Annotated in this window: 21 protein-coding genes; 12 read left to right on the top strand and 9 right to left on the bottom strand. The window is 60.8% G+C overall.

Features of this window, described 5'->3' with window-relative positions:
- Positions 1-128 precede the first annotated feature (128 nt).
- Together dnaK and grpE are read right to left on the bottom strand one after the other, a co-directional pair.
- Positions 129-2,072 carry a molecular chaperone DnaK gene (dnaK, locus tag ACQ4MS_RS00600; protein ID WP_431097022.1) on the bottom strand — a complete coding sequence of 648 codons (1,944 nt, stop codon included), beginning with the start codon at positions 2,070-2,072 and terminating at the stop codon, positions 129-131.
- A 152-nt stretch (positions 2,073-2,224) separates the two neighbouring features.
- A complete protein-coding gene (gene grpE / locus ACQ4MS_RS00595) occupies positions 2,225-2,785 on the bottom strand; it encodes a nucleotide exchange factor GrpE (protein ID WP_431097021.1) in 561 nt (186 codons plus the stop codon).
- Between the two features lie 549 nt (positions 2,786-3,334).
- On the opposite strand from grpE, the gene ACQ4MS_RS00590 reads away from it, so the two are divergent.
- On the top strand, positions 3,335-4,351 hold the full coding sequence (locus ACQ4MS_RS00590; RefSeq protein WP_431097020.1) for a Bug family tripartite tricarboxylate transporter substrate binding protein: 1,017 nt from the start codon (positions 3,335-3,337) through the stop codon (positions 4,349-4,351).
- Positions 4,352-4,454: 103 nt separating this feature from the next.
- Here ACQ4MS_RS00590 and ACQ4MS_RS00585 read toward each other — a convergent pair whose 3' ends face one another.
- The 6 genes from ACQ4MS_RS00585 to ACQ4MS_RS00560 all read right to left on the bottom strand — a co-directional run bounded on the left by ACQ4MS_RS00585 (position 4,455) and on the right by ACQ4MS_RS00560 (position 9,925).
- Complete coding sequence (locus ACQ4MS_RS00585) at positions 4,455-4,763, bottom strand: winged helix-turn-helix transcriptional regulator (RefSeq protein ID WP_431097018.1); 309 nt, start codon at positions 4,761-4,763, stop codon at positions 4,455-4,457.
- A gap of 465 nt (positions 4,764-5,228) precedes the next feature.
- A complete protein-coding gene (locus ACQ4MS_RS00580; protein WP_431097017.1) occupies positions 5,229-6,290 on the bottom strand; it encodes a Gfo/Idh/MocA family protein in 1,062 nt (353 codons plus the stop codon).
- Positions 6,291-6,293: 3 nt separating this feature from the next.
- The gene (locus tag ACQ4MS_RS00575; protein WP_431097016.1) at positions 6,294-7,274 is read right to left on the bottom strand and encodes a Bug family tripartite tricarboxylate transporter substrate binding protein; all 981 of its coding nucleotides are present in this window, start codon (positions 7,272-7,274) and stop codon (positions 6,294-6,296) included.
- Positions 7,275-7,332: 58 nt separating this feature from the next.
- Positions 7,333-7,494 carry a hypothetical protein gene (locus tag ACQ4MS_RS00570; protein WP_431097015.1) on the bottom strand — a complete coding sequence of 54 codons (162 nt, stop codon included), beginning with the start codon at positions 7,492-7,494 and terminating at the stop codon, positions 7,333-7,335.
- A 154-nt stretch (positions 7,495-7,648) separates the two neighbouring features.
- Positions 7,649-9,016, bottom strand: coding sequence for a glucarate dehydratase (gene gudD, locus ACQ4MS_RS00565; protein WP_431097014.1), 1,368 nt, complete (start codon positions 9,014-9,016; stop codon positions 7,649-7,651).
- A 63-nt stretch (positions 9,017-9,079) separates the two neighbouring features.
- Positions 9,080-9,925 carry a FadR/GntR family transcriptional regulator gene (locus ACQ4MS_RS00560; RefSeq protein ID WP_431097013.1) on the bottom strand — a complete coding sequence of 282 codons (846 nt, stop codon included), beginning with the start codon at positions 9,923-9,925 and terminating at the stop codon, positions 9,080-9,082.
- A 143-nt stretch (positions 9,926-10,068) separates the two neighbouring features.
- Here ACQ4MS_RS00560 and ACQ4MS_RS00555 point away from each other — a divergent pair, with 143 nt between their 5' ends.
- The 11 genes from ACQ4MS_RS00555 (at position 10,069) to ACQ4MS_RS00505 (ending at position 21,711) form a co-directional block, all read left to right on the top strand.
- On the top strand, positions 10,069-10,878 hold the full coding sequence (locus tag ACQ4MS_RS00555) for an NAD-dependent epimerase/dehydratase family protein (RefSeq protein ID WP_431097012.1): 810 nt from the start codon (positions 10,069-10,071) through the stop codon (positions 10,876-10,878).
- 88 nt (positions 10,879-10,966) lie between these two features.
- Positions 10,967-11,950: a TRAP transporter substrate-binding protein gene (locus ACQ4MS_RS00550; RefSeq protein ID WP_431097011.1), complete on the top strand. Its 984-nt coding sequence runs from the start codon at positions 10,967-10,969 to the stop codon at positions 11,948-11,950.
- 71 nt (positions 11,951-12,021) lie between these two features.
- Positions 12,022-12,549 (top strand): TRAP transporter small permease, encoded by a 528-nt coding sequence (locus ACQ4MS_RS00545; RefSeq protein WP_431097010.1) that lies wholly within the window; start codon positions 12,022-12,024, stop codon positions 12,547-12,549.
- Entirely contained in the window at positions 12,549-13,832 is a 1,284-nt protein-coding gene (locus tag ACQ4MS_RS00540; RefSeq protein ID WP_431097009.1) for a TRAP transporter large permease, read from the top strand. The genes ACQ4MS_RS00545 and ACQ4MS_RS00540 overlap by 1 nt, the downstream gene beginning before the upstream one ends.
- Before the next feature lie 77 nt (positions 13,833-13,909).
- On the top strand, positions 13,910-15,001 hold the full coding sequence (locus ACQ4MS_RS00535; RefSeq protein WP_431097007.1) for a lactonase family protein: 1,092 nt from the start codon (positions 13,910-13,912) through the stop codon (positions 14,999-15,001).
- Complete coding sequence (garD, locus tag ACQ4MS_RS00530; protein ID WP_431097005.1) at positions 15,001-16,611, top strand: galactarate dehydratase; 1,611 nt, start codon at positions 15,001-15,003, stop codon at positions 16,609-16,611. Before ACQ4MS_RS00535 ends, garD begins: the two co-directional genes overlap by 1 nt.
- A 67-nt stretch (positions 16,612-16,678) precedes the next feature.
- A complete protein-coding gene (gene garL, locus ACQ4MS_RS00525) occupies positions 16,679-17,461 on the top strand; it encodes a 2-dehydro-3-deoxyglucarate aldolase (protein ID WP_431097004.1) in 783 nt (260 codons plus the stop codon).
- A 98-nt stretch (positions 17,462-17,559) separates the two neighbouring features.
- A complete protein-coding gene (gene glxR, locus ACQ4MS_RS00520) occupies positions 17,560-18,450 on the top strand; it encodes a 2-hydroxy-3-oxopropionate reductase (RefSeq protein WP_431097003.1) in 891 nt (296 codons plus the stop codon).
- A 79-nt stretch (positions 18,451-18,529) separates the two neighbouring features.
- Complete coding sequence (locus ACQ4MS_RS00515; protein WP_431097002.1) at positions 18,530-19,495, top strand: Bug family tripartite tricarboxylate transporter substrate binding protein; 966 nt, start codon at positions 18,530-18,532, stop codon at positions 19,493-19,495.
- A gap of 150 nt (positions 19,496-19,645) precedes the next feature.
- Positions 19,646-20,614: a TRAP transporter substrate-binding protein gene (locus tag ACQ4MS_RS00510; protein WP_431097001.1), complete on the top strand. Its 969-nt coding sequence runs from the start codon at positions 19,646-19,648 to the stop codon at positions 20,612-20,614.
- A complete protein-coding gene (locus ACQ4MS_RS00505) occupies positions 20,611-21,711 on the top strand; it encodes an aldose epimerase family protein (protein WP_431097000.1) in 1,101 nt (366 codons plus the stop codon). The genes ACQ4MS_RS00510 and ACQ4MS_RS00505 overlap by 4 nt, the downstream gene beginning before the upstream one ends.
- Positions 21,712-21,795: 84 nt before the next feature.
- Here ACQ4MS_RS00505 and rpoD read toward each other — a convergent pair whose 3' ends face one another.
- Complete coding sequence (gene rpoD, locus ACQ4MS_RS00500; protein WP_431096998.1) at positions 21,796-24,009, bottom strand: RNA polymerase sigma factor RpoD; 2,214 nt, start codon at positions 24,007-24,009, stop codon at positions 21,796-21,798.
- Positions 24,010-24,013: the final 4 nt, after the last annotated feature.

The following is a 24,013-nucleotide window of genomic DNA, read 5'->3' as shown; positions in this document are numbered from 1 at the left end:
GTGGCCAGACATCCGGCTGGCCAGCAGGCGCGAAAAGAAATGCAAAAGCGGAAATCCGGGATCGCTCCTGGTTTCCGCCTTTTGCATGCAGTTATCACGCCAACACAGGGCGGTCAGTGAGGGGCCGCTCAGCCCTTTTTGACTTCCTTGACTTCAGCGTCCACGACATTGTCGTCTGCCGGCTTGGCTTCAGCCTGGGCGGCGCCTGCTGCGCCTGCGTCACCACCGGCAGCTGCCTGCGATGCCTGCATGTCGGCGTACATTTTTTCGCCGAGCTTCTGACTGGCTTCCATCAGGGCCGTGTTCTTGGCATCGATGGCGGCCTTGTCGTCGCCGGCGAGCGCTTCTTCCATGTCCTTGATGGCGGCTTCGATTTTTTCCTTCTCGCCGGCTTCGAGCTTGTCACCGTATTCGCCCAGCGATTTCTTCACGCTGTGTACCATGGCTTCAGCGTTGTTCTTCGCGGTGACGAATTCGACTTTCTTCTTGTCTTCTTCGGCGTTCATCTCGGCGTCTTTCACCATCTGCTGGATTTCAGCTTCAGACAAACCGGAGTTGGCCTTGATGGTGATCTTGTTTTCCTTGCCGGTGCCTTTGTCTTTCGCGCCGACGTGCAGGATGCCGTTGGCGTCGATGTCGAAGGACACTTCAATTTGCGGCGTGCCGCGTGCTGCAGGCGGAATGCCCTCGAGGTTGAACTCACCCAGCGCCTTGTTGCCGGAGGCGATTTCACGCTCACCCTGGAACACCTTGATCGTCACGGCCGGCTGGTTGTCTTCAGCGGTCGAGAAGGTCTGTGCGAACTTGGTCGGGATGGTCGTGTTCTTCTTGATCATCTTGGTCATCACGCCGCCCATGGTTTCGATACCGAGGGACAGTGGGGTCACGTCGAGCAGCAGCACGTCGGTGCGGTCGCCGGAGAGCACCTGGCCCTGAATCGCGGCGCCCACGGCCACGGCTTCGTCGGGGTTCACGTCCTTGCGGGGTTCCTTGCCGAAGAGCTCTTTGACCTTCTCTTGCACCTTGGGCATGCGGGTCTGGCCGCCGACCAGGATCACGTCATGGATGTCGGCCGCGCTGACGCCGGCGTCCTTCATGGCGATGCGGCAGGGCGCGATCGTGCGCTCGATGAGTTCGTCAACCAGGCTTTCGAGCTTGGCGCGGGTCAGCTTGACCAGCAAGTGTTTGGGTCCGGTGGCAGGGTCGTGCGCGATGTATGGAATGTTGACTTCAGTGGCCGGGCTGTTGGACAGCTCGATCTTGGCCTTTTCAGCCGAGTCCTTCAGGCGCTGCAGGGCCACCACGTCTTTGGACAGATCGATGCCGCTGTCTTTCTTGAACTCAGCCACGATGTAGTCGATCACGCGCTGGTCGAAGTCTTCACCGCCCAGGAAGGTGTCGCCGTTGGTGGACAGCACTTCAAATTGTTTCTCGCCGTCGACATCGGCGATCTCGATGATGGAGATGTCAAAAGTACCGCCGCCCAGGTCATACACGGCGATCTTGCGATCGCCCTTTTCCTGCTTGTCCAGGCCGAAGGCGAGAGCCGCTGCGGTAGGTTCGTTGATGATGCGCTTCACGTCGAGGCCGGCGATGCGGCCCGCGTCTTTGGTGGCCTGGCGCTGTGCGTCGTTGAAGTACGCAGGCACGGTGATCACCGCTTCAGTGACCGGCTCGCCGAGGTAGTCTTCGGCGGTTTTTTTCATCTTGCGCAGGATGTCGGCAGACACTTGCTGGGCCGACAGTTTTTTGCCGCGCACTTCCACCCAGGCGTCGCCGTTGTCGGCCGCCACGATGGAGTAGGGCATCAGCGCGATGTCCTTCTGGACTTCTTTTTCGGTGAACTTGCGGCCGATCAAACGCTTGACGGCGTACAGCGTGTTCTTGGGGTTGGTCACGGCCTGGCGCTTGGCGGACGCACCGACCAGCACTTCTCCATCTTCCTGGTAAGCCACGATGGAAGGGGTGGTGCGCACGCCTTCCGAGTTTTCAATCACGCGGGGCGTGTTGCCCTCCATGACGGCCACGCAGCTGTTGGTGGTGCCAAGGTCAATGCCAATGATTCTTCCCATGATGATTTACTCCTGCTTTTTTGATTCGTTAAAGATTGAAAGTGGGGTGGCCGGGGCATTAGGGGGCCGCTGGCCGCTGTATTGGTCAACTATGTTGATAACTTGTGGGTAAGTTGCGCTGCTTCAAGAGCTCAAACAGGTTTTAGATGTTATTACTTGGGAGCCGCCACCGTGACCAGGGCGGGGCGCAACACGCGCTCGGCAATCAGGTAGCCCTTTTGCAGCACGTTAACCACAGTGTTGGCTTCCTGGTCGGCGGGCACCATGCTGATGGCCTGGTGCTGGGTCGGGTCGAATTTTGTGCCAACGCCGGGATCGATGGCGACCACTTTGTTGCGCTCAAGTGCGCTTTTGAGCTGCTTGAGCGTGGCTTCGGCACCTTCGCGGACCTGCTCGACGGTAGCATCCTTGATGGACAACCCGGCTTCTAGGCTGTCGGCCACAGGCAGCAGGCTTTCGGCAAAGCTTTCCAGGGCATATTTGCGGGCTTTGGCGACTTCTTCGTCCGCACGGCGGCGGGCGTTTTCGGTCTCGGCCTTGGCGCGCAGGTAGCTGTCGGCCAGTTCGGTATTCTTGGCCTGCAACGTGGCGACTTCAGCCTGCGCGACGGTCAGCGCATCAAACTCGTTGGCCGCCTGCGCCGCTTCCAGTTCTTCAGGGCTGGGTTCACCGCTAAGTGGTTGATTTTGTTCGGGTTGTGTATTGTCAGACATGCTAGAAACAGGGTTGAAGCTGGTAATCGTCCCAGCTGGGGGTGGCAAAGCCCTTTTCAAGACAAGGGCTTAGTTTTAGGTCCAGAAAAATTTGGCAGCGGTGCCGCGGCCGGGGATGTTCAGCGCGACTGGGCCTTGGCCATTCCTGTGCGGATCGGTGTGCCCAGCCGTCAGTGCTGGTTCGTGGACCTGATTGTAGTGGCTGGCTACCCCTTGTTTCCTGCCGGTAGCGTGTTTCCGGGCTATGGACCCGAGGCGCTGAAGGGCGAGACAAGTGCTATGTTTTTGATAGCTGCTAGCGCAAAGTTTTATCGGGCTAGGGCCTGATTTTCATCAAATTTTGGCACAGTGACGAAGGCGTCAGATTGCTTTCCGCCTTGCATGCGCACCGTGGTCAATCCGGGAACGCATGCTGACTGACAAACTTTAATCAGGATGAATCAAATGATTAAGCTGATACTGCGCGCAATAAAATGAGAATGACTGGGGATTTATGTGTATTTGATGTCTCGATCTAGCCGGTGGGTTCCACATTTCACGGGAGACGCGATGCATTCGTCCTGTTCCAACGGGCTGTGGCTGGGTAGCCTGGTGAGCCGCCTGGTACTGGCATGCGCTACAGCGCTGGCCATGCTGGCGCCTGCCGCCCACGGCCAGCCTGCCGCAGCGTATCCCGTCAAACCCATCAAGCTGATCGTTCCATTTCCTGCCGGCGGCGGCGGAGACACGCTGGCACGGCTGGTCATGTCACGGGTGGCAAAGGAACTTGGCCAGCCCATCGTGGTGGAAAACCTGGGCGGTGCGGGTGGCAACTTGGGGAGTGCCACAGCCGCCAAGGCGCCGGCCGACGGCTATACCTTGCTGTACGGCACCAATGGCACGCACGCCATCAACCATGCGATCTACAAATCGCCGGGTTTTGATGCCGTACGCGACTTCGAGCCGGTGAGCCAGCTCACGCGCATCGCGGCCATGGTGGTGGTGAGGCCCACCCTGCAGGTCAATTCCATGGCCGAGCTCACCAAACTGCTCAAAGCCAATCCGGGTAAATACACCTTCGGTTCCGCCGGCAATGGCACCACTTCGCACCTTGCCGGTGAGATCTACGAGTCGCGCGCCGGCCTGGCCGTGGTGCACATTCCCTATCGCGGCGGCGCCCAGGCCATGGCGGATCTGATGGGTGGACAGGTCGACATGATGATTGAGGTGATGCCGAACGCCGCGCCTCAGGCCAGGGGCGGCCGAATTAAACCGCTGGCGGTGACGACTGCCGTGCGCGTGGCGGGCTGGCCTGACGTACCGACGATTGCGGAATCGGGCCTGCCGGGATTTGACGTCAGCGCGTGGGATGCGATTTTTGCTCCCGCAGGAACGCCGCAGCCCATCGTCAACCGGTTGAAGGAGGCGATCCACAAGGCGCTTGCCGATCCCGAACTGCGCGCGCAGCTTCAGTCGCGCGGCGCCGAGGTGGCGCCTGGCACGCCTGAGGCGCTGGCTAAACACATCGCCAGCAACATGACACTGTGGGGCGAGGCGGTGAAGCGTTCCGGTGCTGCGGTGGACTAGATCCAGGTCAGCCAGGCAACAAAAAAAGCGACCGTGAAGGTCGCTTTTTTCAGGGCAAGAGAAAGAGAAAGGGAGAGAAAGAAGCCCGGATATTTTTAGCGGCTTATTTTTTCTTGGTCTGGCTGAGAGTCCATTTTCCGGCAAATGCCTGCAGGTCGTTCAGGCGCTTGAGCAGATCGGCGCCCAGCGTCGTGACTGTGTAGCCGTCGCTGCCATGGCCCAGCAGGCCGGCGGCGCGCAATTCCTTGATGCGGGTGTTGAGGGTGTTGGGCGTGATGCTGCCGATGCTGTCTTGCAGGAGGCGAAAAGTTTGGGGGTGGCCGTCTTTCAGGGCCCACAGCACGCGAAGGGCGTAGCGTGCTTCCAGCAGTTCAAGCAGTTGGCCTACCGCTGCATTTTCTTTGGCGCTCATCAGGTTATCTCCTCGGTCACAGTTTGGTCACGGATGGTTGTTAAGCAAGAAGCTTCAAAAGCTTGGGGCCAAATATAACGCAAATTTCTGGCTGCTACGAGTTTTATAGCTACCCGTGCCCGCTGCATGTGGACTGGGGCCTACTGGTGCCTTATTTGCAAATGCGAATGGGTGAGAAAGCCGCCAATCAAGGCGCGCTCCTAGCCCAGACTTTCGTCTGGGCTAGGAGCGCAACGCCGAGTGGCGGCTCTCTCACCCCATTCCCTCCGGGTTGCGATCAAAAAGGCCTTGCGCGGCGTTGCAAAGCCTTGACGGGGGTCTACCCCGCCTGCGTTTTGCGCCTTGCTCAAGGCCTTTTTGACTCGCAACGCATCTTGCAAATAAGGCACTAGTAGGCCCTTAGCCCAAATCTCTTGGAAAACCCTGATGCAGCCGCCTGGTGTGCGTGCACCAAAACTGCGCCGGTTACATCACGGGAATCACCGCGGCAGGATGAAGCGACACGGGGCTGCCCGTTCTGGATGACGACATGATGGCGTCAATTACCTGCTGAACCCCGAGTGCCGAACGGCCTGTGACCGCAGGCGACGCGCCATTGTGCACTGCCCGGATGAAGTCTTCCAGCACCGCCCGATGGGCGGCGTGGTCAAACGCCATCGGGTCGGCGCCACCGCCGGAAGACTGTCTCGCGCCGGCAGCCGTGACCCGGCCGTCGTGAAAAGCAGCCCGCATTTCACCGCCTTCCAGCGTCGCTGTTCCGCGGGTGAAGTTCAGTTCGATGCGCTCCGGAAATCCAGGATAGGCCGCGGTGGTGGCCTGCACGACAGCTACGGCGCCGTTGCCGTAGTGCAGCAGCGCAGCAGCCGTGTCTTCCCCTTCCATGCGATGCACAGCGCTGGTGCCGGCAATCCCCGTCACTCGCTCCGGCATGCCGATCAGGCTGAGCATCAGATCCAGTGTGTGGATGGCCTGGGTGATCAGCACGCCGCCGCCGTCCCTGGCCAGCGTTCCGCGGCCCGGCTCGTCGTAATAACTTTGCGGCCGCCACCACCGCACGAAGGCCCCGGCGCTGACCAACTGTCCCAGCTCTCCTGAGACAATCAGCGCGCGCAAGCCCAATGCGGCTTCGCGCAGCCGGTGCTGCAGCATGACGGCCAATGTCACCCCGGCCGTGTCGCAGGCTTCCACCAACGCATTGGCGCGATTCAGGTCGATCTCCAGCGGCTTTTCGACGAGCACGTGTTTGCCAGCGCGGGCAGTGCGCTGCACCATCTCCAGGTGGGCATTGGGGGGCGTGAGCACCAGCACGGCCTTTATGCTGGCATCTTCCAGGATGTCTTCCAGGCGCGTGGTCCTGTGAGTGCCATCAGGCAGCTGCACGCTGGCAAGCCGCTCAGCGTTCCGTCCATACACACAAGCAAGCTCGGCGATGCCACTGAGCTCTTGCAGGCTGCGAAAGTGAGGCGCTGAACCCAGTCCGGCGCCGATAACGGCCAGGCGCAGCCGCCCGGGAGGAGAACTCCGCATCGCTTATTCGAGCTTGACGTTCGCAGCCTTGATGACCTGCGCCCATTTTTCGACTTCGGCTTTCTGGAAGGCCGCGACCTGTTCAGTCGTCATGGTGGAGGGCTGCATGCCCAGGTTCTTCAGGCGCTCCTGGATGTCCGGTTGCGCGATGATTTTCAGGATTTCGTCGTGCAGCCTGTCGATGATGGGCTTGGGCGTGCCAGTCGGAACAAAAATGGCCTGCCAAGATGTGACTTCGAAGCCCGGAACGCCGGATTCGGCCACAGTGGGCACGTTGGGCATGGACTCCAGGCGTTTGGCCGATGTGACAGCCAGCGCACGCACCTTGCCGCTCTGGATGTGCGGGCCCGCCACCACGGTGGTGTCGAACATCATGTCGACCTGCCCGCCAATCACGTCCTGGATGGCGGGACCGCTGCCCTTGTAAGGCACATGAATGAACTGGGTGCCGGACTTGAAGCCCAGCAGCTCCAGCGAGAGGTGTTGCGAGGTGCCGCTGCCGGCTGATGCCGAAGAAATGGTTTTGGGTTTGGCCTTGGCCGCAGCCAGCACGTCTTGCAGGGTTTTGTAGGGGCTGTTCGCGCCCACCACCAGCACGACCGGGTTGGAGCCGATCAGCACCACGGGTGAAAACGACTTGATCGGGTCGTAGCCCAGCTTGGGATAGAGGCTGACATTGATGGCGTGCGAACTGACCGTGCCGCCCAGCAGGGTGTATCCGTCGGCCGGCGCACGAGAGGCAACTTCGGAACCAACACCGCCGCCCGCGCCTCCCTTGTTGTCAATCACGATGGTGGTGCCCAGAACCGCCCCGAGCTTCTGGCCGATGAGTCGGCCCAGAATATCGGTGGTGCCGCCCGCGGGGAAAGGCACAACGTACGTGATCGGCTTGCTCGGCCATTTGTCTTGTGCCCAGGCGGGAAGTGCCAATGCTGACATGGCGGCGCCGGCAAAGGCGCTGTGGATGAGGGTGCGGCGTTTCATGATGTCTCCTGATCGTTGTGTGGAAGTGAAGGCGTCGTGTGGAATTGATGGCAGGGGATCAGCGGCCAAGCAAAGGCCAGGCAGAGGAAGGCCACCGGGGCCGGTGGTCAATTTTTTGTTTGATAGCCTGGATGCGTTTGTTCAGGCTCTTCGGCCAGGTCGCATCGGCCTGTGCTTGCAGCGTGGTGCCGGCAATGCTGCAAAGTGCTCTGCGTCGCATGTCTTGTCTCCTGTATTTTTTATGCGTGAAGTGGGTATCGTTGGGGGAAACAGCGCCGGGGTATACCGCCCCCGGGGCCTGACTGGGTCATAAAACCTGCCCAATTCAGGTAAGGCATCCGGGAGCCTCTAACTTCCCGGAAGGCCCGATGGACTTACCGAACCATGCAGGGCATCTTGTTATTGAATTTCCAGTCCGGAATAAGGTACTGCATAGCTATGGCATCGTCACGCGCGCCAAGCCCGTGTTTGAGGTAGAGCTGGTGCGCCTTCTCCACTTCCGCCATGTCCAGCTCAACGCCCAGGCCCGGTGTTTGCGGGACCGCGACCTGGCCGTCCACAATTTGCAGAGGCGCCTTGGTCAGGCGCTGGCCGTCCTGCCAGATCCAGTGCGTGTCGATCGCAGTGACCTTGCCCGGTGCGGCGGCCGCCACATGCGTGAACATGGCCAGGGAAATGTCGAAGTGGTTGTTCGAGTGCGAGCCCCAGGTCAGGCCCCAGGTCTGGCAGATCTGTGCGACACGCACCGAACCTTGCATGGTCCAGAAGTGCGGGTCGGCCAGCGGGATGTCGACCGACTGCAGGTGGATGGTGTGGGAGAGTTCGCGCCAGTCGGTGGCGATCATGTTGGTGGCCGTGGGCAAGCCGGTGGCACGGCGGAATTCCGCCATGACCTCGCGGCCCGAGAACACCCCTTCAGCACCGCAGGGGTCTTCCGCATAAGCCAGCACATCGCCTCTGCCCTGGCAGATGCGGATGGCATCTTTCAGCAACCAGCCGCCGTTCGGGTCCAGCGTGATGCGCGCGTCGGGAAACCGCTCTGACAGGGCGATGATGGCTTCCATCTCTTCCTCGCCACGCAGCACGCCACCCTTGAGTTTGAAATCCTTGAAACCGTAACGCTTGTAGGCTGCTTCGGCCAAGGCCACGATGCCGTCGGCATCCATGGCGGCCTCATGGCGCAGGCGCAGCCAGTCGTCTTTGGCATCCGGTGCACTGGTATACGCCAGGTCCGTCTGCTTGCGGTCGGCTACATAAAAGAGATAGCCCAGCATGGCCACTGAATCGCGTTGCTGGCCTTCACCCAACAACGCCGCCACGGGTACACCCAGAAATTGGCCCAGCAGGTCGAGCAGGGCGCTTTCGACTGCGGTGACAGCGTGGATTGCCACGCGGAGGTCGAAAGTCTGGTTGCCGCGGCCGCCGCTGTCGCGGTCGGCAAAGCGTGTGCGCAGGGTATTGAGTATCTGGTTCCAGGTACCAATCGATTGGCCTTCGATCAGTTCACGCGCATCTTCCAGAGTTTTGCGTATTTTCTCGCCGCCTGGTACTTCACCAACGCCGGTGCGGCTGGAGCTATCAGTCAGGATCAGCAGGTTCCGGGTGAAAAAGGGACCATGCGCACCACTGAGGTTGAGCAGCATGCTGTCCTTGCCAGCCACGGGAATCACCTGCACGCGGGTGATTCTGGGTGTTTGTGAGGGGGCTGAAAGGGCTGTTGCGGGAGCGTTGGAAGCAGGCATACCGGACGGGTTGTAGGAATGGTTGATAAAATATTATCAGTTATCGTACAACTCGCCGCTTGTTTATGCAACCAGATTTGTCCCTAGCGGGCGGCTCGCCGGGAGCTCTACGGCGTTCCCCGGAGGCTGCATGGTATGCACATTGTTGCCCCCGCGCAGGCGCTCACGGCTGTTCGAGAGGTGGGTGCGCATGGCGGCGCGGGCGGCCTCGGGGTCCTGGTTGCGGATGGCGTTGTAGATGCTTTCGTGCTCGCTGTTGACTCGCTGCAGATAATTCAAGCGGCCTTCGGGCGCGCTGTGCGCCGTGTTCACCCGGGTGCGCGGGATGATCATGGTGCCCAGGTAGGTCATCAGGTCGGCAAAGTGCCGGTTGCCGGTGGAACGCGCCACTTCCATATGGAACTGGAAGTCGGGCGGCACCGCGTCGGAGTCCAGGTTGATGGAGTCGTGGAAGGCGCGCAGGGCGGTTTCCATGGCCTTGAGGTTTTCCGGCGTCCTCCTCTGGGCGGCGAGGCCGGCGGCTTCAGTTTCCAGGCTGATGCGCAGCTCAAGCACCGAAATCACGTCGGCCACGGTGGCGAAGTCTTCTGCCGTGATCCTGAAGTTGCCGGCGTCTTGCGGCTGCAGCACAAATGTGCCGATACCGTGCCGCGTTTCGACGAGGCCCGAGGCCTGGAGCTTGGACAGGGACTCCCGCACCACCGTCCGGCTGACGTCGAAACGGGCCATGATTTCGGCCTCCGTGGGCAGCTTTTCGCCCGGCTGGAGGCGGCCTTCCCGAATGCTGCCGGCCAGGCTTTCGACGATCTCACCCACCAGCCCGCGTGGCCGGCGCATGCGCGGCGCTTCCTCGTGAAAGCCGACGGCAATGCCTGCTTCGGAGCGACTAGGGGTTTTCCTTGAGTCCATTAAAAAAACGTTGACAAGCCATGGGGCGAAACCGAGAATTCCGAGTCATCAGACAACCTATGACCTCGGTGTTTGTAGGTTGACTTTAACAAACTTCAAAAAAAAGTCCAGTGTTTGCAGTCACGCAGGGCTTCCCCGAAAAAATGACGATCAAAGTTCATAAAAAACTCCTGCTGACCGGCGCTGCCGGCGGCTTGGGCAAAGCCTTGCGCGAGCGCCTGAAGGCCAATTGCTCGGTGCTTCGTCTGTCTGACGTGCAGGCTTTCGGCGATGTTGCGGCCAACGAAGAGGTTGTTTTGGCCGACCTGGCTGATGCCGCCGCAGTGCACGCCATGGTCCAGGGCGTGGATGCCATCGTCCATCTGGGCGGTGTCTCGGTAGAAGGGCCTTTCGGTCCCATCCTGCAAGCCAACATCCTGGGTGTCTACAACCTTTATGAGGCCGCCCGCAAGCACGGCGTCAAGCGGGTGGTATTTGCCAGCTCCAACCACGTGACCGGCTACTACCGCCAGAGCGAAACCATCAGCGCCGACGCGCCACCCCGGCCGGATGGCCTGTACGGTGTCAGCAAGGCATTCGGGGAAGACCTGTCGCGTTTTTACTTTGACCGTTATGGCATTGAAACCGCTTGCGTACGTATTGGTTCTTCTTTTCCCGAACCCAAAGACCGCCGCATGCTCGCTACCTGGCTCAGCTTTGACGACCTGCATCGCCTGATCACCGCCTGCCTGACCACGCCGGTGCTGGGGCACAGCATTGTTTTCGGCGTGTCCGACAACGCAGTCACCTGGTGGGACAACAGCCGCGCCCGGCATATTGGTTATGCGCCCAAAGACAGTTCGGACATCTTCCGCGAGGCGGTGTACGCCCGCACACCCGAGCCTGATCTCACCGACCCTGTTGTGCAGTTCCAGGGCGGTGGTTTCGTCAAGGCCGGGCCCTTTGCCGATTGATGCAATGGGAATGAGCGCACACCCGAATTTTCCAGTTTTTTAATTTCTGTCAGTAGCTTTTAAAACCGTCCAACAAGGAGACAAAACCATGACTTTCCGCCGCCACTTCATTGCAGCCGCCGCGCTGGCTTCCCTTGCTTTTACCCTGTCCACGGCCGCGCAGGCGCAAATCGTGCTCAAGGCATCTGACACGCACCCTGCCGGTTACCCCACCGTGGTGGCTGTCGAGAGCATGGGCAAGAAGCTCGAAGCCCAGACAAATGGTCGCATCAAGATGCAGATGTTCCCTGGTGCCGTGCTGGGCCAGGAAAAAGAAACGGTCGAGCAGACCCAGATCGGCGCGCTGCAGATCAACCGCATCTCGCTGGGCGTGATCGGCCCCATCGTGCCGGAGGTTGACGTGTTCAACATGCCCTTCGTCTTCCGCGATATCGCGCACATGCGCAAGGTCATTGACGGCCCCATCGGCGACGAACTGCTGGCCAAGGTCACGGCCAGCCCGGCACGCCTGGTGGCCCTCGGCTGGATGGACGGCGGCGCGCGCAGCCTGTACACCAAGAAGCTGGTCAAATCCCCTGCCGATCTCAAGGGTGTGAAGGTCCGCATGATGGGCAATCCGCTGTTCGTCGACACCATGAACGCCATGGGCGGCAACGGCATTTCCATGGCCTATGGCGAAGTGTTCAGCGCGCTGCAGACCGGCGTAATCGACGGTGCGGAAAACAACCCGCCCAGCATGTTCACCTCCAACCACTATTCCGCTGGTGCCAAGTACTACGCACAGACCAACCACCTGATCATTCCCGAATTGCTGGTGATGTCCAAGGTGGCATGGGACAAGCTGCCGCCGGCCGACCAGGCCCTGGTCAAGAAGCTGGGCCGTGAGGCGCAGCTGGAACAGCGTGTGCTGTGGGACAAGAGCGTGGAAGACTATTCGGCCAAGCTCAAGGCCGCCGGTGTCGAGTTTGTGCCAGTGGACCAGAAGCTGTTCTTTGATGCCACGGCACCCGTGCGCGCCAAGTACGGCGTGAAGTTTGCTGACCTGATGAAGCGCATCGACGCAACCAAATAAGCGTTGCTACCGGGCCAGGCGCGCTGCCGATGCAGCACGCCTGGCCCATCCTGCCGTCTTGCGGAAATACCATGAAACACCACACCCTTCGCTTCAACGACTGGCTGTACCTTGCGTGCATCTGGATCTCGGGCCTGTCGATCTTTCTCATGTCGCTGATCATTCCCTGGGGCATCTTCACGCGTTACGTGCTGGGCACCGGCTCGCAGTGGCCTGAGCCCATTTCAATCTTGTTGATGGTGATCTTCACCTTCTTCGGTGCCGCTGCGGGCTACCGGGCTAACGCGCATATTTCTGTGGCCATGGTTACCGACCGCCTGCCCGAACAGATGCGCAGCGCCGTCGCCTGGATCATGGACATCCTGATGGCTGTGGTTTCCGTCTTCATGGCCTATTACGGCGCCAAGCTTTGCATGCAGACCTGGGGCCAGCACATCGGCGAAATCCCTTGGATGCCTGTGGGCGCCACTTACCTCCCGCTGCCGATAGGCGGCGTGATCACGCTCATCTTCGTGCTTGAACGCATGGCGCTGGGCCACCAGGGCGGCCGCGAAGTGGTCACCTACGACCACGAAAAAATTGAAGGCGAGGCACTCTGATGGATGCGTTTGTTCTGCTGGGGTCTTTTCTCCTGCTCATGATTCTTGGCCTGCCGGTGGCTTACGCCCTGGGCCTTTCGGCGCTGATCGGCGCCTGGTGGATAGACATTCCGCTGGACGCGGTGATGATCGCTATCTCCAGCGGCGTCAACAAGTTCTCCTTGCTCGCCATTCCGTTTTTTGTGCTGGCCGGCGCCATCATGGCCGAGGGTGGCATGTCCCGGCGGCTGGTGGCTTTTGCCGAGGTGTTGGTCGGTTTTGTGCGCGGCGGACTGTCGCTGGTCAATATCCTGGCTTCGACCTTCTTCGGCGCGATTTCAGGCTCGTCCATGGCCGATACCGCTTCCATCGGTTCGGTGCTGATTCCCGAAATGGAGAAAAAGGGCTACCCACGCGACTTCGCCACGGCCGTCACGGTCAGCGGCTCGGTGCAGGCCATCCTGATTCCGCCCAGCCATAACGCGGTGATCTATTCGTTGGCCGCCGGCGGCGGTGTGTCGATTGCGGCATTGTTTCTTGCAGGGGTGCTGCCGGGTCTGCTGCTTGGGCTTACGCTGGCCATCATGTGCCTGTTCATTGCCAGGAAGCGCGACTTCCCCAAAGGCCGCGTCATTCCGATGCGCGAAGCGCTCAAGATTTGCGTTGACGCGCTGTGGGGCCTGATGACCATGGTCATCATCCTGGGCGGCATCCTGTCGGGCATTTTCACGGCCACCGAGTCGGCAGCCATTGCGGTGATCTGGGCCTTCTTCGTCACCATGTGCATTTACCGCGACTACAAGTGGCGCGAGCTGCCCAAGCTGGTGCACCGCACGGTTAAGACCTTGTCCATCGTGATGATCCTGATCGCATTTGCCGCCAGCTTCGGCTACATCATGACTTTGATGCAGATCCCGCAGCAGATCACCGGCATGTTCACCAGCATCTCCAGTAACAAGTATGTGGTGCTGCTGATGATTAACGTGCTGCTGCTGATCCTGGGCACGCTGATGGACATGGCGCCGTTGATCCTGATCATGACGCCCATCCTGCTGCCGGTGGTCACACAACTCGGCGTGGATCCGGTGCATTTCGGCATGATCATGATGGTCAACCTCGGCATGGGCCTGATCACGCCGCCGGTTGGCGGGGTGTTGTTTGTCGGCGCGGCGGTGGCCAAACTTCCCATCGAAAAGGTGGTCAAGGCGCTGTACCCCTTCTTCGGCGCGCTGCTCCTGGTGTTGTTCCTGGTGACCTACGTGCCCGCGCTGTCGCTGTGGCTGCCCAATCTGCTGCTGAAATAACCGGCTTTGCCAGATCCCCGTTTCTTTCGTTCACGTATCCCCATGAGCCTGTTGTCATTCGTCCCAAGGAGCGTTTCATGTTCTGTATCCGCTTGCTGCAAAAGTACCTGCCCCTGCTTGTGGGTACAAGCATGATGGCCGCGACCGGTGCGGCTGCCTCTGCCACCTGGGTCTACATCTCCAATGCCGACAGCCAGGACATCTCGGTGTTCCAACTGGACCGCGCGGCAGGCGCCCTTAAGCCGGTGGTAACTGTCCCTGTGGGCGGAACCGCCATGCCCATGGTGGTCAGCAAAGACAAGAAATTCCTGTACGTGGCGCTGCGCTCGCAGCCGTTTCGCGTCGTCACCTTTGCCATCGACGGCGCCACTGGTGGGCTGAAAAAACTCGGCGAGGCCTCATTGGCCGACAGCATGGCCAATATCGATCTGGACGCCACGGGCCGCTGGCTTTTCGCAGCTTCCTATGGCGGCAACAAGATCACGGTGAACAGCGTGGGCGCGGACGGCCTTGTCGGGCCCGTTCAGCAGATCGTTCCGACAGCGCCCAACGCCCATGCCATCCATCAGGACCCGGCGGGCCGTTATGTATTTGCCACCAGCCTGGGCGGCGACAACCTCTCGAGCTGGCGTTTCGACCCAAAGACCGGCCAGCTGAGTGCCAACGATCCGGCGCTGGTGAACGTGTCGCCGGCCAAAACCGGCCCACGGCATTTCTTGTGGAACAAGACGCAGACACACGCTTACCTGCTCAATGAACTGGACGGCGGTGTGGACGTGTTTGCCTACGACGGCAGCAAGGGGGCCATGCGCCACCTGCAGCGAAGCACAGTCATGCCGGCCGGTTTCACTGGCAAGCCATGGGCGGCAGACCTTCAGCTGTCTGCCGACGGGCGCTATCTGTATGGCTCGGAGCGCACCTCCAGCACGCTGACCACCTTCAAGGTAGACCCCGCCACCGGCCTGCTGCAAACAGCGGGTACCACGCCCACAGAGAAAACACCTCGCGGCTTTGCGGTCGACTCGAGCGGCAAGTTCCTGATTTCTACCGGCCAGGGCTCCCATGCCGTGTCGCTGCATCCGATTGATGGAGCCACGGGTGTGCCGGTCGCCGGGGCAAGCCAGCCCGCAGGCAAAAATCCGAACTGGGTTGAGATAGTCGATTTCTGATGACTGTGGAAGCGCGCCAGCCCATCACCATCCGCATGCACGATGCGGACAACGTGGCCATCGTTGCCAACGACGGCGGCCTGCCGCCGGGCGCCGTGCTGGACAGCGGCCTGGTGCTGGTGGACCGCGTGCCGCAGGGCCACAAGGTGGCTTTGGTCGATCTGCCCCAGGGCACGGCGGTGCTGCGCTACAACGTGCCCATCGGTTACGCACTGAAAGACATTCCCGCCGGTAGCTGGGTGCATGAGCGCCTGCTGGAGATGCCCGCCGCGCGCGGGCTCGAGGGCCTCCCGATTTCCACCGTGAAGCCGCCAGTGGCGGCGCCGCTAGAAGGCTATACCTTTGAGGGTTACCGCAATGCCGACGGCTCGGTTGGCACCCGCAACATCCTGGCCATCACCACCACTGTGCAGTGTGTGGCCGGCGTGGTGGACTTCGCTGTCAAACGCATCAAGGCCGAGCTGCTACCGAAATTCCCCAACGTCGACGACGTGGTGGGCCTGGAGCACACCTACGGCTGCGGTGTCGCTATCGACGCGCCTGATGCCATCATCCCGATACGCACACTGCGCAACATCAGCCTGAACCCCAACTTTGGCGGTGAGGTAATGGTGGTCAGCCTGGGCTGCGAGAAACTGCAGCCAGAGCGCCTGCTGCCGCCCGGCACCATTCAGATCGTTGACGAGCGCAATGTTGCAAATGTCGGCGAAAAAAAGGATATGACACAAGGCGTCATGGCCGAAGCACCGCTGGACGTGGTCTGCCTGCAGTCGGAGAACCATGTCGGCTTCATGTCCATGATCGACTCCATCATGCAGGCCGCTGTGCTGCACCTGGAAAAACTCGATGCGCGCCGCCGTGAGACCGTGCCCGCCAGCGAGCTGGTGGTCGGCGTGCAATGCGGCGGCAGCGATGCGTTTTCCGGCGTCACCGCCAATCCGGCCGTGGGCTTCTGCACCGACCTGCTGGTGCGTGCCGGCGCCAGTGTGATGTTTTCCGAAACCACCGAGGTGCGCGACGGCATTGACCAGCTCACCTCGCGCGCCAGCACACCCGAAGTCGCGCAGGCAATGATTCGCGAGATGGCCTGGTACGACGCCTACCTGCAAAAAGGCCTGGTCGACCGCAGCGCCAACACCACGCCCGGCAACAAAAAGGGCGGCCTGTCCAACATCGTTGAAAAAGCGATGGGCTCCATCGTCAAGTCAGGCAGTTCGCCGATCAGCGGTGTGCTCGCCCCCGGTGAAAAGCTCAGGCAGAAAGGCCTGATCTACGCGGCCACGCCGGCCAGCGACTTCATCTGCGGCACCCTGCAGCTCGCCGCCGGCATGAACCTGCATGTCTTCACCACCGGCCGCGGCACGCCCTATGGCCTGGCCGAATGCCCGGTGATCAAGGTCGCCACACGCAGCGACCTGGCGCGCCGCTGGAACGATCTGATGGACATCAACGCAGGCCGCATCGCCGACGGCGAGGCCAGCATCGCCGACGTGGGCTGGGAAATGTTCCACTTGATGCTCGAGGTCGCCAGCGGCCGCAAGAAGACCTGGGCCGAACACTGGAAGCTGCACAACGCACTGGTGCTGTTCAACCCGGCGCCGGTCACATAAATCCGCGGGAGCCGCTGCGAGCGCAGCGTTCTTCCTTCACTGACTCAATATTTACAAGCGAGACCTCATGACACAAGCCACGCCTTACCAGTCCTTTCCCAACAGCTTCAAGCGCGACCTGCTGGCCGGTAAAAAGCTGATCGGCTGCTGGTCCTCGCTGTCCAACGCCATCACCACCGAGGTGCTGGGCGTGGCCGGCTTCGACTGGATCCTGCTCGACGGGGAACACTCACCCAATGACATGGCCACCTACATCCCGCAGCTGATGGCGCTCAAGGACAGCGTCAGCGCGCCGGTGGTGCGCCCGACCTCCAACAACGCGGTCGAGCTCAAGCGTTTGCTCGACGCCGGCTTCTACAACTTCCTGATCCCCTTTGTGGAAAGCGCCGAGCAGGCCGCCAGCGCGGTCTCGGCCACGCGGTATCCGCCGCAGGGCATTCGCGGCGTGTCGGTGTCCCAGCGCAGCAACAAGTACGGCACGGTGCCGGATTACCTCAAGTCCATCAATGACCACATCTGCGTGATGGTGCAGATCGAAAGCATTGCCGGCACCGCTGCCGCCGACGAGATCGCCGCCACCCCGGGTGTGGACTGCATGTTTGTTGGTCCATCCGACCTGGCCGCCGGCCTGGGCCACCTCGGCAATGCCAGCCACCCAGAGGTGCAGGCCGCCATGGTGAAGATTTTCGCCGCCGCCAAGGCGCACGGCAAACCGGTCGGCATCCTCGCGCCGGTGGAAGCCGACGCACGCCGCTACATGGAAATGGGCGCCACCTTTGTCGGTGTCGGCAGCGACCTCGGCGTGTTCCGCGGCGCCACCCAGGCCCTGCGCGACAAGTACCTGGCCTGATTCTTTTCTGTCATCCCGGGCTTGATCCGGGATCCATGCCCCGCTGGCTGAATGGGGGCATGGGCCACAGGTATTTTTAACGAACAAGGAGAATTTGAATGAGCAAGCTTGGTTTTATCGGTCTCGGCATCATGGGTGCGCCAATGGCGGGTCATCTGATCAAGGCCGGCCATGAGGTGTTTCTGGCCACCCGCAGCAAGGTGCCCGCCGATCTGCTGACCGGCAAGGCCGTCGCCTGCGCCTCGGCACAGGAAGTCGCCGAAAAGGCCGACATCATTTTCATGATGCTGCCCGATACACCTGACGTGCAGAAAGTGCTGTTCGGCGACAAGGGCGTCGCTGCCGGCCTCAAGAGCAGTGGCAAGGGCAAGACCGTGGTCGACATGAGCTCGATCTCGCCGATGGACACCAAGGAGTTTGCCAAACAGATCAACGCGCTCGGCGCCGACTATCTCGACGCACCCGTCTCGGGCGGTGAAGTCGGTGCCAAGGCCGCCAGCCTGACCATCATGATCGGTGGCCCCGATGCCGCGTTTGAACGCGTCAAGCCGCTGTTCGAGCTGATGGGCAAAAACATCACCCTGGTCGGCGGCAACGGTGACGGGCAGACCTGCAAGGTAGCCAACCAGATCATCGTGGCGCTGAACATCGCGGCCGTGGGCGAAGCCCTGCTGTTCGCCAGCAAGGCCGGCGCTGATCCGGCCAAGGTGCGGCAAGCCCTGATGGGTGGCTTTGCCTCTTCACGCATTCTGGAGGTGCATGGGGAGCGGATGATCAAGCGCACCTTCGCGCCGGGTTTCCGCATCGGCCTGCACCAGAAGGACCTGAACCTGGCGCTCAGCGGCGCCCGCACCCTGGGCCTGGCCCTGCCGCAAACAGCGGGCGCCGCCCAGTTGATGCAGGCCTGTGCCGCCAACGGCATGCAGGACCTGGATCACTCTGCACTGGTGCGCGCACTAGAACTGCTGGGTCACCACGAAGTCGCCTGACTCACCTGCATAAAGAGCCCGCAGAGGCTCCTGGCGCAGCCGGTGGAGGACGCCGCTTTCTAAACATCCGGAGATAAACATGCCTATCAATCGACGAGAGCTGATTGCCGCTTCCCTGGCTTTGGGGACTGGTGCCGTGAGCGCACAGGCCTCATGGCCTTCCAAACCGATCCGCCTGGTGGTGCCTTACCCGCCTGGCGGCTCTTCGGACATCATTGCGCGTGCCATTGCGCAGCCGCTGTCTGATGCACTCAAACAACCGGTCATCGTGGACAACAAGGCGGGCGCAAACGGAAATCTTGGCGCCGACATGGTTGCTAAATCTGCACCCGACGGTTACACGCTGCTGCTGTGCGACACCGGCGCTCTCGCCATCAGCCCTTCGGTCTATACCAAACTGGGGTTTGATCCGTCCAAGGATCTGCGCGGTGTCACCATGCTGGCGTATTCGCCGCACCTGCTGGTGGTGCATCCCTCGGTGCCTGCCAACAGCCTGAAGGAACTGGTGGCGTTGTCGCACAAATCCGATCTGAACTTTGCCGTGACGGCTATGGGCAGTGCTCCCCACCTTGCGGGTGTGTCCGTAGAGCGCGCCAGCAAGGCCAAATGGCAATACATCCCCTACAAAGGGGGCTCACAGGCTGTCAGCGACACCATTGCCGGGCAAACACAGATCCTCATGAACGGCATGCTGGCCACCTTGCCGCATGTGCAAAGCGGCAAGCTCAAGATCCTCGGTGTCTCCAAGAGCACGCGCATGCCATTGATCGGCAATGTGCCAACCCTGGCAGAACAAGGCCTTGCCAACTTCGAGTCCGGTACCTGGCAGGGGCTGCTGGTGGCCAATGGCACACCGGCCGCCGTCATCAACCGCCTCAACACCGAGATCATCAAGATCATCCGCAGCCCGGACATCCGGGCCAAGCTGGCGGGGCAGGGAGCCGAGGTGGTGACCATGACCCCGGCGCAGCAGGACGCATTCTTCAACCAGGAGCGCAGCCGCTGGGCCAAAGTGGTGGCAGATGCCAACATCAAGCTCGACTGACGCGCTACTGATTTGATAGCAAATGGCGAATGATTCATAAGGGCGGGTAGCGTTTTTTATGTGAGAGTTAACGTTATCCGCCAGTCATCGCCAGCCACCGAGCTCGCCCAAAGAGGCGGGCCGATACATTCCAGACCAGGAGACAAAATCATGCAAGCATCCCTCAAGGGGCTAGTAGCCCTTTCTTTCGCCCTGTGCGCCGCGACGGGCATGGCCCAGACCAAACTGCGCGCCTGGAACATCCATCCCGACGGCTACCCGGTTTCAGAAGCCATGAAAAGCTTCGTGGACCAGGTCGCCAAAAGCACCAGCGGGCGCTATTCGATTGAGCTCTTTAACAACGGCTCACTGGGTGACCAACCCAAGGCCGTGCAGATGCTTAAAAGCGGCGATATTGATGTGGCCGAGTTCAGCTCCGGTCCGCTGTCGGACGCCGTACCGGGTATCAAGGTGCTGAACCTGCCATTTCTGTTCACCGATTCCGCGCACATGTTTCGCCACCTGGATGGCAAGCTGGGTGAGCGCTTCGCGGCCAACCTGAAGTCCGCCGGCTTCGTCGTGCTGGGCTGGTACGACGGCGGCGGGCGCTCGTTCTACTGCGTCAAGCCTGTAAGCAATATCAGGGATCTTGCCGGCATGAACATCCGGGTACAGCAGTCCGAAATTTATATCGAGATGGTCAAGCACATGGAGGCCAAGCCGGTGGCATTGCCCTTCAAGGAGGTGCTCGGCGCCCTGGAGCAGGGCAAGGTCGACTGCGCCGAAAACAACCTGCCTTCGTATGAATCCACCGGCCACTACAAGGTCGCTAAAAACGTCTACATGACCAACCACGTGATTTCGCCCGAAGCCCTGGTGGTGTCGACGAAACTCTGGGACAAACTCGGCAAGGAAGACAAGGCCGCGTTTGCAGAAGCAGGAGCCAAGTCAGCCATCCTGATGCGCGAGCTGTGGAACAAGCGCGTGGCCGCAGCACTGGAAACCACGACAAAGCAGGGCGCGCAGTTCGTCAAGGTCAGGGACGCATCACCCATGGTCAGGCGCATGGGGCCGCTGTATGGAAAATACATGGCCGATCCGACCACGCGCGAAGAACTTCTGACTATTATTGCCAAGTGACTACTCCGGATATCGCCATCCCTGCAGACCTGCTGCTCAACCCCGTGCGTTTTGCACGTGACATCGACAGCAAGCCAGTGCGGCTGTTTATGCTGCGCAATCAGCAAGGCATGACTGTTGGCGTCACCAACTATGGTGCGAAGATCGAGCAGATATTGGTGCCCGGCCGTGATGGCCGGTTTGGCGATGTCGTGCTGGGCTACGACAGCATCGAAGGTGTGGTCGGTGGTTCGCCTTCTGTGGGCGCTTTTATCGGCCGCTATGCGGGGCGCATCGGCAATGCGCGCTTCATGCTGGCCGGCAAAGAGCATGTGCTGGCCGCCAATAACGGCCCGCACTGCCTGCACGGTGGTTTGAAAGGTTCACGCTTTCGGGTGTTTGACGCGGTACAGCGCGATGTCTCCAGTGTTGAGATGCGCTATGTGTTTGCCGATGGGGAAGAGGGCTTTCCGGGAACACTGGCGCTGCACCTGACCTATAGCGTGACCGAAGCGAACGAGCTGGTGCTGGACTACGAAGCCATTGCGCAGGATGCGCCCACGGTGGCCAATCTCACCACGCATGCGTTCTTTAACCTGGAAGGCCCGGAAAGCCGCAGCGCGCTGGCGCATGAAGTCTCGATTTACGCTAACCGCTATTTCGAGATGACGCCTGACCTGATTGCCACAGGCAAGCTCCTGCCGGTTGAGGGGACACCGCTTGATCTGCGCAAACCGGTATTGCTGAACACGCGAGTGAGAACTCCACAGGCTGTGAATGGCATTGCAGGGTACGACGATTGTTTTGAGGTCGACCGCTCTGCAGCCAGTGCCGGCGCGTTGGCGCTTTGCGCACGTGTCAGCGCACCCGCCAGCGGGCGCGTGATGGAAGTCTGGTCAACCGAGCCCACCATGCAGTTTTATACCGGCCTTATAGCGGGCGAGCCGCTGGCCGGCGGGCCGGGCAAGGGCGGCAGGCAGTATGTGCAGCAGCAAAGCCTCTGCTTTGAGCCGCAGGGTTATCCGAATGCACCGAATGTGCCGGCGTTTCCTTCGGCTGTGCATGAGCCGGGGCAAAGCCGCCACGGCCGTACGGTGTATCGCTTCTCGGTGACCTGACTTCAACCCGATTTGCACTTGCTTTGCGCATAAAAAAACCCGGCGCCTTGCGGGGCCGGGTTTTCAAGCTTAAGAAAAAGCCGTTTACAGCGTATCGATAAAGCTGCGCAGCTTGTCTGAACGTGAAGGGTGCTTCAGCTTGCGCAGTGCCTTGGCTTCGATCTGGCGGATGCGTTCGCGGGTCACGTCGAACTGCTTGCCGACTTCTTCCAGCGTGTGGTCGGTCGACATCTCGATACCGAAGCGCATGCGCAGCACCTTAGCTTCGCGGGGTGTCAGGCTGTCGAGGATGTCTTTCACCACATCGCGCAGGCCGGCCTGCATCGCGGCTTCCAGCGGTGCGGTGTTGGCGCTGTCTTCGATGAAGTCGCCCAGGTGCGAGTCGTCATCGTCGCCGATCGGCGTTTCCATCGAGATCGGCTCTTTGGCGATCTTCATGATCTTGCGGATCTTGTCTTCAGGAATCTCCATTTTGGCGGCCAGGATGCTGGCGTCCGGCTCGAAGCCGAACTCCTGCAAATGCTGGCGCGACAGGCGGTTCATCTTGTTGATGGTTTCGATCATGTGCACCGGGATACGGATGGTGCGTGCCTGGTCGGCGATAGAGCGCGTGATCGCCTGGCGGATCCACCAGGTGGCGTAGGTCGAGAACTTGTAGCCGCGGCGGTATTCGAACTTGTCGACGGCCTTCATCAGGCCGATGTTGCCTTCCTGGATCAAATCGAGGAACTGCAGGCCGCGGTTGGTGTACTTCTTCGCGATCGAAATCACCAGGCGCAGGTTGGCCTCGATCATTTCTTTCTTGGCGTCGCGCGAGTTGGACTCGCCTTCGTTCATGCGCTTGTTGATGTCCTTGAGCTGGGCCAGCGGCACTACCACGCGGGCCTGCAGTTCGGCCAGCTTGGTTTGCAGTTCCTGGATGGGCGGCACGTTACGGGCCATCACCACTGACCAGGGCTTGCCGGAGGCGACCTGCTTTTCAACCCATTTCAGGTTGAGCAGGTTGGGCGGGAAGTCCTTGATGAAGACTTCCTGCGGCATGCCGCACTTCTCGACGATGATGCGGCGCAATTCGCGCTCTTTCTTGCGAACGTCCAGCACCTGGCCGCGCAGCATATCGCAGAGCTTTTCAATAGTCTTGGCGGTGAAGCGAACGGTCATCAGCTCGTCGCTCAGGGCCTTTTGCGCCTTCACGTAAGTGGGCGTGCCGTAGCCTTCCTTGTCGTAGGTCTTGTGGACTTTTTCGAACAGGGTGGCGATCTTGTCGAAGCGGCTGAGCGCTTCTTTCTTGAGCTCTTCGAGCTTCTTGGTCAGGGCCTTGGAGCCGCCCTTGCCGTCGTCATCATCTTCTTCGTCGAATTCGTCGAAGTCTTCCTCGGCCACGTAGTCATCGGCCTCGTTGGGGTTAGAGAAACCGTCGACCACGGTAGAGATGACGATCTTGCCTTCGCGGATTTCCTCGCCCAGACGCATGATTTCAGCGATGGTGGCGGGGCTTTCCGAGATGGCTTCCATCATCTTCATGAGGCCGCCCTCGATGCGCTTGGCGATCTCAATTTCGCCTTCGCGCGTGAGCAGCTCGACCGTGCCCATTTCGCGCATGTACATGCGGACAGGGTCGGTGGTGCGGCCGAATTCACTGTCGACGGTCGACAGCGCGGCTTCGGCTTCTTCTTCGGCTTCTTCTTCAGTCGCAACCGTGGGGCCGGTGTTGTTCAGCAGCAGGGTTTCGGCGTCAGGTGCCTGCTCGTACACGGCCACGCCCATGTCGTTGAGCATGTTGACCACGACTTCCAGCGTTTCAGCATCGACCAGCTTGTCGGGAAGGTGGTCGGAGATTTCGCCGTGCGTGAGGTAGCCGCGCGTCTTGCCCAGCTTGATCAGGGTTTTCAGGCGCAGACGGCGCTTGAGCATGTCTTCTTCGGAGAGGACGGTTTCATCCAGGCCGAATTCCTTCATCAGGGCGCGTTCCTTCGCCTTGCTGATCTTCATGCGCAGTGGCTTGACCTTCTCGGTCGTTTCCGCGATGGGTTCGCCGACCAGATCGTCCTCAATGTCGGACATGTCGAGGTCTTCGCCAGGCTTGCTGGTGCTTGCCGCATTTTTGGGCTTGCGGCCGCGCTTGGCCCCGGTGGCAACGGGTGCGCTGCCGTCAGCGGCAGGGTTCTTGGGCGGGCGGCCCGGTTTCTTCTTTACGGGCACTTCGGCAACGGCTGCAACTGGCTTGGATTCGGGGCTGGACTTGGTCGGCACGGGTGGGGCTTTCTTCGGGGGCAAATCAAGAGTAGCGGATTTCACGGTT

The sequence above is a fragment of the Polaromonas aquatica genome (assembly GCF_050626995.1).
GTDB lineage: Bacteria > Pseudomonadota > Gammaproteobacteria > Burkholderiales > Burkholderiaceae_C > Polaromonas > Polaromonas aquatica_A.
Note: the sequence above shows the minus strand (reverse complement) of the source record. Positions and strands in the feature narration are given on the sequence as shown.

Bases quoted from the DNA above. Each gene is read 5' to 3' on its own strand.
- dnaK (WP_431097022.1), bottom strand. From the start codon at position 2,072: ATGGGAAGAATCATTGGCATTGACCTTGGCACCACCAACAGCTGCGTG.
- grpE (WP_431097021.1), bottom strand. From the start codon at position 2,785: ATGTCTGACAATACACAACCCGAACAAAATCAACCACTTAGCGGTGAA.
- ACQ4MS_RS00590 (WP_431097020.1), top strand. From the start codon at position 3,335: ATGCATTCGTCCTGTTCCAACGGGCTGTGGCTGGGTAGCCTGGTGAGC.
- ACQ4MS_RS00585 (WP_431097018.1), bottom strand. From the start codon at position 4,763: ATGAGCGCCAAAGAAAATGCAGCGGTAGGCCAACTGCTTGAACTGCTG.
- ACQ4MS_RS00580 (WP_431097017.1), bottom strand. From the start codon at position 6,290: ATGCGGAGTTCTCCTCCCGGGCGGCTGCGCCTGGCCGTTATCGGCGCC.
- ACQ4MS_RS00575 (WP_431097016.1), bottom strand. From the start codon at position 7,274: ATGAAACGCCGCACCCTCATCCACAGCGCCTTTGCCGGCGCCGCCATG.
- ACQ4MS_RS00570 (WP_431097015.1), bottom strand. From the start codon at position 7,494: ATGCGACGCAGAGCACTTTGCAGCATTGCCGGCACCACGCTGCAAGCA.
- gudD (WP_431097014.1), bottom strand. From the start codon at position 9,016: ATGCCTGCTTCCAACGCTCCCGCAACAGCCCTTTCAGCCCCCTCACAA.
- ACQ4MS_RS00560 (WP_431097013.1), bottom strand. From the start codon at position 9,925: ATGGACTCAAGGAAAACCCCTAGTCGCTCCGAAGCAGGCATTGCCGTC.
- ACQ4MS_RS00555 (WP_431097012.1), top strand. From the start codon at position 10,069: ATGACGATCAAAGTTCATAAAAAACTCCTGCTGACCGGCGCTGCCGGC.
- ACQ4MS_RS00550 (WP_431097011.1), top strand. From the start codon at position 10,967: ATGACTTTCCGCCGCCACTTCATTGCAGCCGCCGCGCTGGCTTCCCTT.
- ACQ4MS_RS00545 (WP_431097010.1), top strand. From the start codon at position 12,022: ATGAAACACCACACCCTTCGCTTCAACGACTGGCTGTACCTTGCGTGC.
- ACQ4MS_RS00540 (WP_431097009.1), top strand. From the start codon at position 12,549: ATGGATGCGTTTGTTCTGCTGGGGTCTTTTCTCCTGCTCATGATTCTT.
- ACQ4MS_RS00535 (WP_431097007.1), top strand. From the start codon at position 13,910: ATGTTCTGTATCCGCTTGCTGCAAAAGTACCTGCCCCTGCTTGTGGGT.
- garD (WP_431097005.1), top strand. From the start codon at position 15,001: ATGACTGTGGAAGCGCGCCAGCCCATCACCATCCGCATGCACGATGCG.
- garL (WP_431097004.1), top strand. From the start codon at position 16,679: ATGACACAAGCCACGCCTTACCAGTCCTTTCCCAACAGCTTCAAGCGC.
- glxR (WP_431097003.1), top strand. From the start codon at position 17,560: ATGAGCAAGCTTGGTTTTATCGGTCTCGGCATCATGGGTGCGCCAATG.
- ACQ4MS_RS00515 (WP_431097002.1), top strand. From the start codon at position 18,530: ATGCCTATCAATCGACGAGAGCTGATTGCCGCTTCCCTGGCTTTGGGG.
- ACQ4MS_RS00510 (WP_431097001.1), top strand. From the start codon at position 19,646: ATGCAAGCATCCCTCAAGGGGCTAGTAGCCCTTTCTTTCGCCCTGTGC.